The 14,645-nt window shown below is 66.4% G+C and carries 11 protein-coding genes and 1 pseudogene; all 12 read left to right on the top strand.

Translation table 11 applies throughout. From position 1 onward, the window contains the following. Positions 1 to 202: pseudogene (locus LXN57_RS47140) on the top strand (ISAs1 family transposase); the annotation flags it as partial. A gap of 830 nt (positions 203 to 1,032) precedes the next feature. Beyond that, a complete protein-coding gene (locus tag LXN57_RS47135; RefSeq protein WP_251804860.1) occupies positions 1,033 to 2,490 on the top strand; it encodes a GIY-YIG nuclease family protein in 1,458 nt (485 codons plus the stop codon). Positions 2,491 to 2,598: 108 nt separating this feature from the next. Continuing rightward, the gene (locus LXN57_RS47130) at positions 2,599 to 3,969 is read left to right on the top strand and encodes a hypothetical protein (RefSeq protein WP_251804859.1); all 1,371 of its coding nucleotides are present in this window, start codon (positions 2,599 to 2,601) and stop codon (positions 3,967 to 3,969) included. Positions 3,970 to 4,255: 286 nt separating this feature from the next. Further along, on the top strand, positions 4,256 to 5,527 hold the full coding sequence (locus LXN57_RS47125; protein ID WP_251804858.1) for a hypothetical protein: 1,272 nt from the start codon (positions 4,256 to 4,258) through the stop codon (positions 5,525 to 5,527). Continuing rightward, positions 5,524 to 6,687, top strand: a complete 1,164-nt coding sequence (locus LXN57_RS47120) for a hypothetical protein (RefSeq protein WP_251804857.1) — start codon at positions 5,524 to 5,526, stop codon at positions 6,685 to 6,687. Before LXN57_RS47125 ends, LXN57_RS47120 begins: the two co-directional genes overlap by 4 nt. Before the next feature lie 116 nt (positions 6,688 to 6,803). Further along, the gene (locus LXN57_RS47115) at positions 6,804 to 8,207 is read left to right on the top strand and encodes an AbiJ-related protein (protein WP_251804856.1); all 1,404 of its coding nucleotides are present in this window, start codon (positions 6,804 to 6,806) and stop codon (positions 8,205 to 8,207) included. A gap of 745 nt (positions 8,208 to 8,952) precedes the next feature. Beyond that, the gene (locus LXN57_RS47110) at positions 8,953 to 10,071 is read left to right on the top strand and encodes an alpha/beta fold hydrolase (RefSeq protein WP_251804855.1); all 1,119 of its coding nucleotides are present in this window, start codon (positions 8,953 to 8,955) and stop codon (positions 10,069 to 10,071) included. Between the two features lie 63 nt (positions 10,072 to 10,134). Beyond that, positions 10,135 to 10,338, top strand: coding sequence for a hypothetical protein (locus tag LXN57_RS47105; protein ID WP_251804854.1), 204 nt, complete (start codon positions 10,135 to 10,137; stop codon positions 10,336 to 10,338). Beyond that, positions 10,335 to 10,838 (top strand): MarR family winged helix-turn-helix transcriptional regulator, encoded by a 504-nt coding sequence (locus tag LXN57_RS47100; protein ID WP_251804853.1) that lies wholly within the window; start codon positions 10,335 to 10,337, stop codon positions 10,836 to 10,838. Before LXN57_RS47105 ends, LXN57_RS47100 begins: the two co-directional genes overlap by 4 nt. A 25-nt stretch (positions 10,839 to 10,863) precedes the next feature. Then, positions 10,864 to 11,565: a DUF981 family protein gene (locus tag LXN57_RS47095; RefSeq protein ID WP_251804852.1), complete on the top strand. Its 702-nt coding sequence runs from the start codon at positions 10,864 to 10,866 to the stop codon at positions 11,563 to 11,565. Positions 11,566 to 12,384: 819 nt separating this feature from the next. Next, positions 12,385 to 12,765 (top strand): hypothetical protein, encoded by a 381-nt coding sequence (locus LXN57_RS47090; protein WP_251804851.1) that lies wholly within the window; start codon positions 12,385 to 12,387, stop codon positions 12,763 to 12,765. A gap of 218 nt (positions 12,766 to 12,983) precedes the next feature. Then, on the top strand, positions 12,984 to 13,712 hold the full coding sequence (locus LXN57_RS47085; RefSeq protein WP_251804850.1) for a hypothetical protein: 729 nt from the start codon (positions 12,984 to 12,986) through the stop codon (positions 13,710 to 13,712). The last annotated feature ends 933 nt before the right edge of the window (positions 13,713 to 14,645 follow it).

The following is a 14,645-nucleotide window of genomic DNA, read 5'->3' as shown; positions in this document are numbered from 1 at the left end:
CCGGGACGTAACTTTCCGTGAAGACGCCCATCAAGCCCGGACCGGCAACGGACCCGCCGTCATGGCCACCCTGCGTAACACCGCGATCGGATTCCACCGCATCAGCGGCGAGGCCAACATCGCCCGCGCCACCCGACGCGCCATGAGCCGTCCGCACGACCTCATCACCGCCATGACCAGCGGTAACGGAACAACGCAATGACCCTGGGGGGTGAGCTGAGCGGCGCCATCGGTAAGAGCGGCGCCGCCACGCGTATGGGCAATCGCCGCATGATCGCTGGAGTGCCGGAAGGTGGCCAGCGCTTGGGGAGAACCTTACGACTTGGGCAGTCGTCCAGCACCCCGCAAAGTGGACAGTTGGCACTGGCCGGGTCGGGATAGCAAACCTGCCCGCCCGATCCGCGGTAGGCGTAGGTGCACGGTCCATCGGCGCGCGCTCGACTCGTCCGCCAGCGCTCAGCTCGGACGGTCTCGGGCCCGCAAGCTCGCCGAGTTGGAGCCGGAGGCAAACGGCAGCCTTGAGCCGAGCCATTCGCAACGTGGGAATATCTGCACTACCCCAATAAAAGATTGAAAGTTCATCTGATGATGGATTCGCAGCGTTGGTCCATCTGCTGAACCGCTTTCACCAGCCGAAACTGTAGTCGCCGAGGGATGAGTCCATGGCAAGGGCAAGCGCTGTCTAACGCGCATGGCACCCCAATTGACGCAACCGCATAGGGGACTGAGAACAGTGACCTCTGTCCCGACCGCCCTGGCCACCTCGTCAAGGATCTCGGCCGGAAGTTCCTCGGGATGGGCACCCTAGTTGATCGGCGCGAAGGGTGGATCACCGCGCGGGGTCGCCGCAGCTGCGGACCGTACGTTGGCTGAGCACCGGCCAGTCGTAGTGACCGAAAGTTCACGTACGGAGTTCAGTCGTCACTCGACCGGAGTATGTGGCGATCATGAGGCGGGCCGCGCAGCGAAAAGTGTCAGACCCGGCTGAGACCATCCAGCTCTACGACCACGAGGCTCCGGAGGCGAGGCAGGATGACGGCCAACACGACTGTCGCCGGACCAGGAACCGTCTACGCACTACGCGACCCGCGAACCAAGCGGATCCGTTACATCGGTGCCACTGGAACAACCCTCGCGGTCCGGCTCGCCCGGCACCTGGCCAAGCCCAGCTCCGACGCGCTGGCGGCGTGGCTAGCCGACCTGAAGGCCGCCGGACTGAAACCGATCATCGAACCGGTCCGAAGCGACATCCCGGCCGAGGACATGCTGACGGCAGAGAATGCTGAGATCCACAGCCACGTCCTTGCCGGCGACGAACTGCTCAACATCAACGGCGTATCCGCCGCCAAGAAGATCCTGGCTGACTGGGCGGCAGCGCTCGCGCAACGGAACTCCGAACGGGAATGGTCTGCCCTTGCTGACGCAGTGCGAGCCGGCTGTAACGGGCCGCTGCCACCGGGGCACCACCTAGTGATCGCGGTCCGAGAGGAAATTTGGCAAGCGATCCAGAAGGCACGCGAAGCGAAGAAGGTAGAAGACTCGACACCGGCGGACTTCATGCCACCTGCGGGCGTCGACCCCAACACCTGGCGCGCTCCCTGCGTGATCGCCACCCAGAACTACTACGCATGCTCGAAGCTGGCCCGTGACCTGCTGCTCGAAGACGCTGGATGGGCAATCGGCCTAGAGTTCCACGGTTCCCGAAAGGACAACCTGGAGCGCTGCATCACCGGTGTCGTGGGAGCGTCCGAACTCACCAGCGCGGTCCACGTCGGCCGCTATCTCGCCCTCTTACGGTGGTACCTGACCGCCATCGCACCGTGGCGACATCTCGCGGCCCGAGCCGGTCGGCCGGTCAGCGGACCAGCCTTCCACGCCTGGCTCACCGGAGATCCCCAGGTCCGTGACGCCGCAGCCATCGTCGAGAAGGTCAAGCACACCGGCCACGCCGCCGACCAGTTGCAGGACCAATATGATCCAGGCCCCGCGGACCTGCTCGTCAGCCTCGCCGCCGCCTGGACACTGCCCCGCCCCTTGACGGGCACGGTCACCGAGATCGTCAAAGTCACGCTGCGCGACCTTACGAAATTCGGCACCCTCGACGAGTCCCTCGCCAGGGTGTACCTGGAGGCCGACCCGGAAGCCCTCGACCACGTGTACGGACCGGACCTCGCGAGCCGGCTCGACGCCGACTTGGTGCTACCCGCCGGCAGCGGAACGCGCATCATCCAACACCTGGCTCGGCTGCTACCCGCCAGCGCTCACCTCGCCGACGCGGCTACCCGGACCACCGCAGCGTTCCCGACCACACCATTGCCCAACCTGGCGCGCGAGATCCGCACGACTCCCACGCGACGAGCCGCGGTCGCCGCATTCGCCGCCGCCGGGCATACCAGCGCACCGCAGCAGGAGGCGACGGCGTACATCGTCGCAGTACAGGCCATTTGGACACCGTCCGTAGAGTTCTGCACCGGTCAGGAGGCTCTGTGACCGCGACGACCGAACCCCCCGCCGAAGCAGGGCCTGCGGCCACCGGGACTCTCTACGTTCTGAAAGACCCTCGCGACAACCGGGTTCGCTACGTGGGGCGCGACCACCGTGCCGCTCGACGTACGTCTCCGCGGCCACCTCAACAAATCGACCAACACGTTCGTCCAGGCATGGATCGCAGAACTCAAAGCAGCCGGGCTGCAACCGATCATCTGCCCCTTGCGCCGAAACGTCCCCGCCGCCGAACTCGCCGCGCTTGAGACCGCCGAAATCCACCGGCGCGCGATGCGCCGCGAACCGATCTTCAACATCGCCGGCACGGAGCGCGCCGCCCGCCATCACGCGGAACAGGCGGCTGAGAAGGCCCGCCTTAGGGAACTCACCGGCTGGCGGAGGACTGCCGCCCACCTGCTGAAGGTCACCGGCGGACCGATCCCGCCCGGCTTCAGTACGCCCAGCATCATGTCGGACGAGACATGGGCGACGATCGAACAAGGCCACGCTCTCGACCGCCGTGTCGAGGCGGCCCGTATCGAGGAAGCGGCAGGTCACCGGCCGGTCGCCTCCGACGACACCGCAGGTCTCTCCGCCGATCTTGCTCTGGTGGCGTACGACATCGGCGAACGCGCGGATCGGATGATCTTCGAGGACGCCTGGCGATCGATTCGATCAAGACACGGAGCGCCGGTATGGCGAGACGCCGTTGACGCCCGCGTCAAGACGGCCACCGATGTCCGGCGTGGCTTTAACGACCGTGACGAGGCCGACCGTCACCTCTCCCTGCTGCGGTGGTACCTGACCGTCATCCCGCCCTGGCAGTCCCTCGCGTACCGCTGCGCCGTCCCGCCAACCGGACCGGATTTCCACGCCTGGGTTACACCCGACCCAGAGGTACGTGAGGCGCTGCGCATCGTCGAGAAGGGCGAACCGTTCACCGATCGCGCCGTCAGCGCGATCCACCACGAATGCCGCAGGTACCAGCACATCGATCTCCTCGACGTTCTCCGGGCAGTCGCCGCGATCTACAGCCGCCGAGACCCAGATCCCGATCTCGTTAGGCCCGTCCTGCGCTACTTCGCAAGCAACGGCTACCTCGATGCGCGCATGGCCAAGATCTACACGACCGTCGCCCCTCATGCCCTCGATGCCGTTTACGGTCCCGACCACGCCACCCGCATCGACGCCGACCTCGCCCTGCCCGCCGGCACCTCCGGCCAGGTCATCCGACGTCTCGACGAACTGCTCGACGAGGCGGCCCTGCGTCAGCTCGTCAAGCGGATCGATGCCACGCTGCCGACTGCCGTGCTGCCCGACATCACGGACGACGAGAACCCCGCGGCTCCGGGAGTGCGTGCCATCGTGGCCACGCTAATCCGAGCCGGTCGTGTCCCCGGGCTGAGTGCCGACAAATCCGCTTATGTTAATCAAGTGAGGGCATCGTGGACACCCTTCGCCGCGATCGAGCGCAACCATCCGTAAGTGCGGCTGGACGATCGTCGCGTTCTGCAAGCGATGTTCAACTCGGCCGACGGGGCTGACTCGCCCTGCTCCGGTGAGCGTTGCTCGTCGCTGGTCAACCCTTCGTCGCGGCGGCCCTCTCGGAGGAGAGCCCGGCGACGGATGGCAATGGCGGACGAGGAAATCGTTGTGACCGCCCTGAGCGCGGAGAGTAACCTGTTGCGGCCGGGGTTGCCTGCGCCGATCCGATCCGGCGGCGGGCCGACCTGGTGCCCGGTACTTCGGCACGGATGCGATGAAGGTGGGGATGGAGCAGTACGTCGAGGGTCTGCGCTGCCAGGATGTTCATGCCGGCCTGCGAACGGTCGACCCGAACTCACCCGGCCTGATCCCCCTGAAGACCACTCGGCTGGTCGGGATGGCCGCCGATGTAGCAGCGCTAATCCGGGACCGGCAGCTCATCGCGGACGTGAACGCGCTGGAAACCGTGGCCGTCACGGAGCTGGACGTGGCGCCGGCCGCCTTCGACCAGGTTCTCGCCCTCCTCGAAGAGGCCGAGTTCGTCGAACTGACCCGGAACCCCGCAGGCGAGGTCACCGGCCTGACCGAGAACGTCCCGATGTACCGCGACCTGTACGAAGACCTCGGCGGCCGGTGGCGGTCACGCAAGCCGAAACAGTTCGAAGAGCAGATGCTGGCCGTGGTGGACCGCCTCGCCAGCGGTCCGGTTCCGGTCGAGGTTCTCTCCGAGGCGGTCAACCTGTCCAGCGCCGACGCGGGCCGGGTCGTGACCATCGGCCAGCAGTCCGGCCTACTGCGGACCGTCTCCACCATCGACGGCGACATCGCCTACTCGCCTTTCACCGCCTTCGAGCACCCCGACGTCCTCAACGACCTGCTCACCGCGCACGGCCCGGAGCGGATGCTCGCCGAGTTCGAGACCCTGAAGAACCACCAGGGACTGGCGATCACCTCGACCGAGCACCCGCTGCTGGTTGACGCCGTCGCACGTGGCCTTGTGCCCGCGCCGACCGTCCAACTCCCGGACCAGACGATGCGCGCCTTCGCGACGCTGCCCTACACCCTGGATCGGGAACTGCTGATCACCCGTAAGCCGGTCCTCGACAAGGCCCTGGCCATCATCGCGTGCGCTCGCTGCGCTGAAGACTTCGGCGGATTCAACAACGTGAGCCGTGCCGCCCACCTCATCAACACCCTGCTGGAGGTAGGGAGCATCTCCCCGCACAGCTCCTCGCAGCGGCAATACCTGCTCATGCGCAACCGCGGGATCATCACGTTCGGCCCCGACGACGTCTCCTGGGGAAGTTGGGTGCGACCCACCCTTATCGACACACCCGACAACCGGGAGGCTCTGAGCATCGCCCGGGACATGCTGCTGGCCGGCGAGCCCATGGCTGCTGGCCGCGGTGCTTCGGACCAGGCCCGCGACATGCTCTCGCTCGACGCCCGGTACCTGCAGCCGCTCCAGACCGCGGCCCGCAGTCGCAACCTGGTGCGCGTGCCGGACAAGGAGTACGGAAAGTTCTTCGACGTGATGATGGGCCGGGGAGCGCTGTGAGCGAGCAGGATCTGGGACAGAAAGCCGCGGTGCGGCGTCTGCTCTGGCGTATGGGCTTCGCGACCCGGGTCGACGTGCCATTGCGCGCCTACGTCCCGGCGAACAAGGGTCGGCCCGGCCACGAGTCGTACACCGACTTGGACGTCTTGGGCGTCACCGTCGCGCCCGGCTTCCGCGTGCAGACCGCGATCGCCGACTGCAAGAGCACCGCCCGGAACACCACCGAACGCATGTTCTGGATTCGCGGTGTCGGAGACTTTTTCGGTGCGGACGCCGCCTACATGATCCGCCCTCTTAAGACCACCGACGCCGCCCGGCAGCTCGCCGCCCGCCTCAAGATCGCCGTCGTCACAGGGGAGGACCTCACCGTACTGGAAGCCCAGCACCCCATCCCGCTCGATCTGCACGAAGCGCCACTGGCCCGGCTGTTCGACGTGCCGCAGATGGAGCAGTACCTCAAGGCGTTCACCGGGATGGACAGCAAACTCGCTCCACTGCTGGAATACCGGCAGTTCGACTACTGGGTCTACGAGCCCTACCGCAACCTCACCCAGATGGTCAGCCATCTCGCCGACGCCGCGAGCATCCTCGACCCGGCCAACCCCGTCCACGCTGCACTTCTACTCGACTGTTCATGGCTTTACCTGCTCTCGGTCTCCCGCGCGGTCGAACACATCCGTGCCACGCACGCTGCTGACGTGCAGACCTGCCTTCTCGAATACTTCTTCGGCGGCCAGGTCGCGCTCCGCGAAAAAAAGCAGATGCTCGAACAACTCATGCGCATCGTGCCGCCCGCCGCCCAGGACCGCGCTCAACTGCTGCCAGCCTGGTACAGCCAACTCCTCGAACTCGTCGGCCGGTTCAACCGCGCACCTCACGCATGCCTCCCCGCACTGCAGTACGCCGAGATGCTCAGCGCGGCACTCGTCGCCCGCAAACGCACCACGGTGTCGAAAGCCTTCGGCGCTCATATCGACCCGATCGCCGCGAAACTCATGTCTGACGTCGTCGGTTTCCTGGTGGCCGCCGCGGGTCTACACCCGAACTTCCGAACGATGGCTAGAGAACTGCTTATCCAGGACCTGACCAGCGGCCCTCGTCTCGTACCCGCCACCGATACACCGAATGACGAACGCGTCCCAGAGAGCGTCGCCGAGTAGGCTGTCATCCCGCTCCACGAGGCCCTTCGTTGCCCGCCCGGCCTCCCACCGATCAGTCGATCAGGCCGGCGGCTGCGCCCACCCGCAGGACCGGGATGGTCTGGCACAATCGGCCGATGGCTGGCGACCCCGACATGGCTGAGCTACGAGACCTGGTCGGCGAGATCGTCAAGGAGATAGCCGGAACAGCCTCGCACAAGACACTCGCCGGACACCTCGGCCGGATCGGTCTACCAGCGCCTTCCGGGGAAGGCAGCAAGGCAGAACTCGCCTCGTCGAGTCTGCGGGCCGTTCCGGACATGCGCCTCCCGGCCGTCGCTGAGCGCATCGTCGACACGTTCGAACTGCTCACCGCGGCCCGCCGCACCGCACTTCAAGACCTCTGGTGGGCTGTCGAGAACCATCCACCGATCTCCAAGCGCGCCCGCCGAGAACTGTCCCGCGTGCTCGACTTAGAGGACTTCAGAGAGCATTACGTTCGGTTCAGGGCGCTATTGGACCGGCTCTTCGTGCTCGACAACGACCCCTTCCCGTGGGATGGCCACAACAGAGGGCTCGGGGCAGATATCGACCGTCACGTCGGCTCCTTCCCCGATTGGTCGGCTGAGCACCTGTTCGAGCAGCTCGGCGCATTCGATGCTTCCGACCGCCGGTTCGCGCTCTTGCTGGAGGGGTTGGCATCGGCGGACACGATCCCCGACGAGTCCAAGCAAAGAAGCGTTATTGAGGACCTCAACCCTCTTCTGAAGCCAGACGGCCTGGAGCTACGGGAGACCGGCGCCGACGACGGCTACCCAGTCTTCCGACTCATTGCGATCCGCTCCCGGTCACGCCGGCCGAAAAATCTGTACTTCGCCGCCCTGCGTAAACCCGACATCCGGATCACCGACACGATCGACAACGAGATCGAGATCCTCTCGAATGCGGACGACGTTCTGCACTACGACCGGCCCATTAACGTCGGCGGCCTTCGGTGGGGAGCGCTCCAGACATGGTGGATGGAGACTTACCAGGTCACCGACGACGTTGCCGCCAAGTGGCAGTTGCATCGGCGGATGGAGAGCAGCCTGCCCAACAACTCGCCGTACCAATACCGCTTCTTCAAGACCTACTACAACCTCTTCCGCGCCGCGGGCCCTGATCTCCCAGTGCTGATTCCTGAGGTAGTGCTCCACTGGGACCCAAAGACCATCCGCGCCCGCGGCGTCCACGCGCTACTGAACCACCGCATGGACTTCCTGATCTTCCTGCCCCACGATCGTCGAATCGTGCTGGAGGTGGACGGCATGCAGCACTACGCCATCGAGACGGCCGCTCAACCGCTGCGCTACGTCGCCGACCCGGCAACCTACGCGAAGACGATGCGCGGCAGCCGGGCGCTCGCCCTCAATGGCTACGAGGTTCACCGCTTCGGTACCCACGAACTCCGTGACGACCCGGCAGCCCGCGAAACCATGCGCACCTTCTTTGACCTGCTCTTCCGAGACAGCGGCGTCACGATCAAAGCCTCGCCCGAGTAGAGCCCCAGACGGCGGCACCCTGCCCACACCCCCGCCCACAGCCTCTGGGCCAACGTCGAACGCATTGCCTTGCCAGCCGATCCGCGAAGGACCCGGCGCAACGCAAGCACGCGCCCTTGCGTTCGTATTGCTCCCGTGAACAGGCGGTGACTTGTCGTTCAGGGCTGAGTCAAGACCCTGTTCAGGGTGTTTGATCATCAATTCCGCTGTGCATTCGTCAAGTATCGACGGCGACGGCAAAAGTACCGATCACAAGCAGCAGGACGATTGATGTCCGCTGGCTTCCGGCCTTCACTACAGTCCCCTCTTCGATGAGCGGGACCGTCGAGCCCGTACCGCCGCCAACTTACGAGCCAGGGCGACAGCTCTAGACAGCTCGAGACAGCTGGGGACAGCTACGCCGACGCGTAGTCCTACCGGCAGTGTCGTTGCTGTGGTTGCTCAGACTGACGCCTCGCATTGCCTTGGTAACGCGCGCGTAGGAATACCGCAGCTCCCTGGTGGCACCGGTTCCCAACAGCGACGCGGTTCTCATGGCCTCGTCAGGTGCGGAGCTGGTCCGCCAGCAGCCGCCCCGCAGTTGCACCTCGGCTACAGGGGGCTTGCTTGTGGCTGCGGAGAAGTCCGACCCGACGAGGGATCGGCCACCCGGCCCGACTCATTCAGAGCGTTGGAATATCCGCACTGCCCCGGCACACGGCTGTCCCTCGATCGCCGTAACCGAACAACCTCGAAGGAGCAGCGCATGCAGTTCAACACCACGCCAGCCGCAACCCCAGACTCACAGCGGCCGCGTACCCGCCACCTATTGACCTCGCTCGCGGTGGCGGTGGCCCTCATCCTGGCCGGCGTGGCCCTGGCCACGCCGGCCGCGCACGCCCAACCGCCATCAGCGGCGCGGCCTGGATGCGCCCGGCACGACTTGGCCGTCACCCTGACCTCCAGTCCCGGCGCCTCTCGGTATCGGCTCGCCGGATGGCTGTGCCGGCCAGCCCGCACGACCACGACCGTGCAGCTGCTGATCCCCGGGCTGACTTACACCCACCGCTACTGGACCGGTCCCGACCGGCGCAGCGACTACACCGCGGCGGCGCTGTCCGCCGGGGACGCCGTCTATCTCGTCGACCGTATCGGCACAGGTGCCAGCGACCGGCCTCCCGCCGACCAGGTCACCACCACGACCGAAGCAACCGTCACCCACCAGGCTGTCCGCGCGCTACGCGACGGCACCCTCGGCCGGTTCACCCGTGTCATTGGCGTCGGGCACTCCTACGGCTCGGTCATCGCGATGGCCGAAGCCGCCACCTACCACGACGTCGACGCGCTCGTCCTCACCGGCCTGCTGCACGACATCCGCATCGACGAGATGACCCGCTTCACGACCGACCTGTACCCGGCGGCCGCCGACCCGAAGTTCACCGACACCGCACCACTGGACGGTTACCTGACCACCCGGCCCGGCAGCCGACCCGGTTACTTCCTGGACGCGAACACCGCCGTCCGCGGCGCCGCCGCCTGGGACGAGCAGACCAAGACGACCGCCACGACCGGCGAACTCACCTTCACCCCGGACGACGAGCTGGCCTACAGCCGCGCCATCACCGTGCCCGTCCTGTTCGTCATGGGCGCCACCGACACGCTGTTCTGCGGCACCGGCCAGCCCTGCACCACACCGGCCGACATCTGCCAACGCGAACACACCGCGTTCCCGCCCGGCACCGCGCTGGCCGCAGCGACCATCCCGCGGACCGGCCATTCCATCAACCTGCACCACACGGCACCGCTGGCGTTCACGGCCATCACGACCTGGCTTCACCACCAGCACAGCGCGCCGGCCACACCGCTGGTGTCGTCGTGCCGGTGATGACCGGCACGTACCCACAGGCCCACCACGACAGCCGAAACTCTGCAAAGGGGGAGCCCAACCATGCACGTTCCCACGGCCAGCCACCGCCCCGGCCAGCACACCCGACACCTGCCCAGCACGTTGGGCGGGCCCGGCGCCGCGCACCAGTTCTGGCCCGTGCGCAGGCTCGCGAACTGGACCAGCGGTGACCACCACCGCCACGGCAAGACCCGGGCTCGGCCCAGCCCGCCAGCACTCCTCGCGCCGGGAACCGGCGCCCGATGATGAGAGAAGACACCTCGGGTGTGGTCGACGTTGCCGCGCCGGCGTCGGCGGCACCAGGCATCGCGGGCGCCGACGACGGGCCGGGGCGGCTGGATCACCTCGCCCAGATGTGCCGCACCGCGAACTTCGCCCGCCGCTACCTCGAGGTCAGCGTCCTCGCCGACGCCAACCTGACCTGGACCAGTTACGACGTGCTGCACCTGACCGTCATGCACCGACCCGTCGACACCGGAGTTGTCGCCGCCCTGGCCCACGTCTCCAAAGGGTCCGTCACCCGCTCGGCAGCCGCTCTCATCAAACGCGGACTGCTGCGACGCAGCATCCCCACCAGAGACCGCCGCCGGTCCCTGCTCGCGCCTACCGCCGCCGGCTGGGCGCTCAACCAGCAACTGCGGGCGCAGCTCATCGCCGCGCTGAACACCCTGCTAGACGGCCAGTCCGACGCCGATCGGCACGACATCGCCGTCCTGCGGCACCTCATCACTGCACACCAGCAATGACCCTTCGCCTGTCAGGAGCTAACTCATGATCATGTACAACACGCTCATCGGCGTCACCGCCGGCGCGGCGCTGATCCTCGTCCCGCGCTACTGGGCCGGGCTGCGCAACGAACGCATGCCACTGCGCCTCGTGCGTGCACCAGCTGACCACAGCGGCTGGGCCGCCGCGTTCGGCGTCCTCGGCATCCTGCTGACCGGGCTCGGCGGCGCCATGACCGTCACCCACCCCCTCGCCGAGGCCAAGCCCTACATCGACACCATCTTCGGCGAACCCGCTCTGCTGCTCGGCCTGCTTTTGCTCGCCGCCGCCTGGCGGATCAGCCGCACCACACCGGCCCTCGAACGCGACCGGTTACCGGACGCGCTGGGCCCTGTCGGGGTCATCGTCTTCCTCCTCGGGCTCGTCATGACCTGGTGCGCGCTGGCCATCCTGCGATTCGACGTCATCAGCGCCGCGCCTGCCGAGGAACCCATCACCGGGCTGCTACACAATTACCCCGCCATCGAGAACACGTTCTTCGCTGCTGTTCTCTATGCCCCCGCGGCGCTGGGCTGCCTGCTGTTCCCGTTCGCAGCCCGGCCCGGCAGCCGCCGCAGCTGGCAGATCCTCTACTGGGCCTGGACAGTCGCTGGCATCGGCTTCGCGTTGTTCTGCGCGATGAACTTCTACACCCACGCTGGCTTGCTCGTGAACATGAGCACACAGGGGCCGGACTACCGCTGGTAGCCACCGGACGTCTCTGAGGCGCGAAGAATCTCAAGCCCGTGTGACGGCCCACGGCAGCCGCGTCGCCTGTCCGGACGGTGCTCTCGAGAGGCTGCGGAACGTCGCGCGTCGGCCGCCGTTCGGCGACGCTCGGGCGTGCAAGGATCCGCGCCCGAGCCTCGGCGGCATCACACCTCCAGCGGACTGACCGCAGGTCGGTTCGCCAGTGCACCGTGCAGAAGACGGGACGTTGATATGCGATTCGTGCTTGAGCTGCAGCACGCGGTCCTCAACTCAACCCTGCCTGCCCCCGCCCGGCACCTACTGCTCGCCGGAGCCGTCAAAGCCGACTGGACAACCGGAGTCATCCCCGCAGAGCACACCCCATCGCTGGCGGGCTGGGCCGCGATGACCGGCCTGTCGAAATCCACGGTCGCCGAATGGTTCAATGCCCTGGAAACGTCCGGATGGCTCAAACGCGAGCGGGCGACGACGACGGACGGCCGCACCCGGACGCGTTACACCCTACTCATCGGGTCACCCTCTGCCGCCACACCGCCTCGCGCGTCGCGGCGCAGCAGTCCGACCCTGAGCGCGGCCACCCCGGACGTCGCCGATCTCGAGCGCCCCCTTTCGACGCCGGAGAAGGACCAACCCGGCGGTCCCGCGTGGGGCGAACCTGTCCGCCAGGCGGACGCCCCCAGTGGTCCGCCGGGCGGTATCCCGGCTGTCCGCCGGGCGGACAGCGGCCGTCCGCCCGGCGTACCCAGTACGTTCTTGAACTCTCCTACGGAGAGTTCACCATCCAAAGACCGTCTCCGCGGACGCGCCAGCGCACCGGTGCCGGCAACCGCTGACGAGTCCGGTAGCCGGCTGCCACCGAGCTTCCGGGTCACCGACGAGATGGCCGACTGGGCGCGGCAGCACGCCCCTAACGTCCCCTGGACCACGACCGCGGCGTTCATCGACTACTGGACAGCCCAGCCCGGTAGCAAGGGGCGGCGCTGCGACTGGACGGCCACCTGGCGCAACTGGATGCGACGCGAGCAGGCCACGATCGAGCGTCACCCCGGCTTCCGCGGAACCCCGGTCCAGACCATCGTCGCGCCCATCCGTGCGGCCCGCCCGAATGAGGTCGAGGTGTGCTCAAAGCATCGAGGTCAGCGTGCTGGGAGCTGCGGGCTGTGCCGGGCTGAGCGGATCGCCGCCGACACCGGGTGAGGTGAGGCTCGGGTCTCGCCGCGTGTAGCACGCGACGCGGAGCGGGTCGGCGCGTGGCCGTTCCGGCAATGACCCTGTGTACGCGACCTTAGGCGGACCACGAGCTTTATCTGCGGCATGACAGTGCATCGGTGCGAGAAAAGTCTTTGCCGCAATAACGCGCGAGGGTCAAACTGCCTCGTGTGGCCCGACGATGTGCATTCTGCGGTGGCGCCGGTTTGACCAGAGAGCATGTGATACCCCGATGGCTGGGCAACGTATTGCCCGAACAGGCGCAGTATCGGGGCCAGGATCAGGCAACAGTGCTCCTCGGCCAGGAACGCTCGGTCAGTGGCCCGCACCACCGAGAAATGAAGGAGACCTTTAACTCTACGACCGTCAAGGCGGTCTGTGCCCCGTGCAACAACAACTTCATGAACGACATTGAGGCCGAGGCGCGGCCTTATCTGTCCGCGATGATTCGCGGCAAGTTGGCGATGTCGCTCAGCGTCGAGGCTGCGACCGCAGTTGCGGCCTGGGCGGTCAAGACCAGTCTGATGGCGCAGCTGACCGGCTCCGAACCGGCCGCCCTCGAACAGAGCTACCAGGGCTTCTATGCGAGCCGGCGGCCCACCCCTGAATGCATGGTCTGGGCGGCGGCGGTTGACGACGAGGACTGGGCCTTGCGCACCGAGTGCCGCCTCGCGCTGTACCAAGAGGATGGCCGGTCGGCGAATGCTGATGACCCGCCGAACTTGCTCACAGTGACCGTCGGCCTCGGTGCGTTGCTTTTACACACCATCATCGACCCGGTCCTCGGAAGATCGACGTGGAACCTCACATCAGCGTTTCGTGGCGCTCTGGTGCCGCTATGGCCCGATCCACGGCCCGTGACATGGCCACCTCGCGTCCTGCACCCGGCCGAGGCGTGGGGAGTATGTGAGTACATGCCACTGCTGTTGAGCTGACCGGCTGGAGCCGTTGGGGATCGACTGCGGCCCCGGCGGTGCGAGCACAGCGCGCTGATCGTGCCGGATGAGTGACCGTCCACCTTCAAGATCTGCGCTTAGCCCGGGTTGGCGGTGGGTGAGCCGCGAGCTGCACGATCCCTCTCATACTGAATCCGCGTTGACGGCTCGGTTGACCGCGGTGAAAACTCACTTAGAACGCCGATGTCGAGACGCGCTCTCTTATTGAATTCATTTATTGCGGCGTGGTAGGCGCGAAACGCTTCCGCCCAGCCTTCACGATCCGAGTCGTCAAGGAAGCCTCGGGCGAACCACTCGAGGCGCCAAACCGCACGGTTTAGCTCTCGACCGGCCTCGACGACATCCCGGCCACCTACGAGATTGACCGTTTCGAACGACGCGCTCCGAGCCATATTTGCCTCAGCCATGGGTTCTAAGCCAGCGTCACGTCCCAGAGGAGGTGCCTGATCATCGAGGTCAACTGCCGCGGCGACGCGCTGAGCCAAATCCCGCAAGCGTCTAACGTCTGTCAAAAAGGCGCCGTAGGCACGCAGTTTCCGTTCCCGCCACTCTCGGTCGAGAGTCCAACTCTCTTTCCGTTTCTCCATCGTAGAAGTGAAAAGGAAGGAGAGGCTTGCCCCGACAACCACGCCAGCGAGAGCCATGACAGGTGCTAAATAGGCCACATCTCCTCCGCGGCAGCCGGTCAGGTACATATCTTGTACCGCGTTGCGCCTCGCGCGGCAAGCTGGTTGTCGTTGATCTGGCGCAGTGGGCACTGCAGGATGCGGTATGCCGGTAGTGCTCGTCCGGCAAATCCGCTCGACCATGCGGGCTCCGCCATCCGGGCCGGCCAGCCAGGGTCTTCGCAAGGTCGAGATATGCCCGTTTTAGGCAAGTCCAAGGAGCTGTAGGGATCGGTACGGGTCTCGG

This window comes from Paractinoplanes hotanensis (assembly GCF_023717965.1).
Taxonomy (GTDB): Bacteria; Actinomycetota; Actinomycetes; order Mycobacteriales; family Micromonosporaceae; genus Actinoplanes; species Actinoplanes polyasparticus.
The sequence above is the reverse complement of the archived record's forward strand: the minus strand, read 5'-3'. Positions and strand labels throughout refer to the sequence as shown.

Bases quoted from the DNA above. Each gene is read 5' to 3' on its own strand.
- LXN57_RS47115 (WP_251804856.1), top strand. From the start codon at position 6,804: ATGGCTGGCGACCCCGACATGGCTGAGCTACGAGACCTGGTCGGCGAG.
- LXN57_RS47135 (WP_251804860.1), top strand. From the start codon at position 1,033: ATGACGGCCAACACGACTGTCGCCGGACCAGGAACCGTCTACGCACTA.
- LXN57_RS47100 (WP_251804853.1), top strand. From the start codon at position 10,335: ATGATGAGAGAAGACACCTCGGGTGTGGTCGACGTTGCCGCGCCGGCG.
- LXN57_RS47095 (WP_251804852.1), top strand. From the start codon at position 10,864: ATGATCATGTACAACACGCTCATCGGCGTCACCGCCGGCGCGGCGCTG.
- LXN57_RS47105 (WP_251804854.1), top strand. From the start codon at position 10,135: ATGCACGTTCCCACGGCCAGCCACCGCCCCGGCCAGCACACCCGACAC.
- LXN57_RS47125 (WP_251804858.1), top strand. From the start codon at position 4,256: ATGGAGCAGTACGTCGAGGGTCTGCGCTGCCAGGATGTTCATGCCGGC.
- LXN57_RS47110 (WP_251804855.1), top strand. From the start codon at position 8,953: ATGCAGTTCAACACCACGCCAGCCGCAACCCCAGACTCACAGCGGCCG.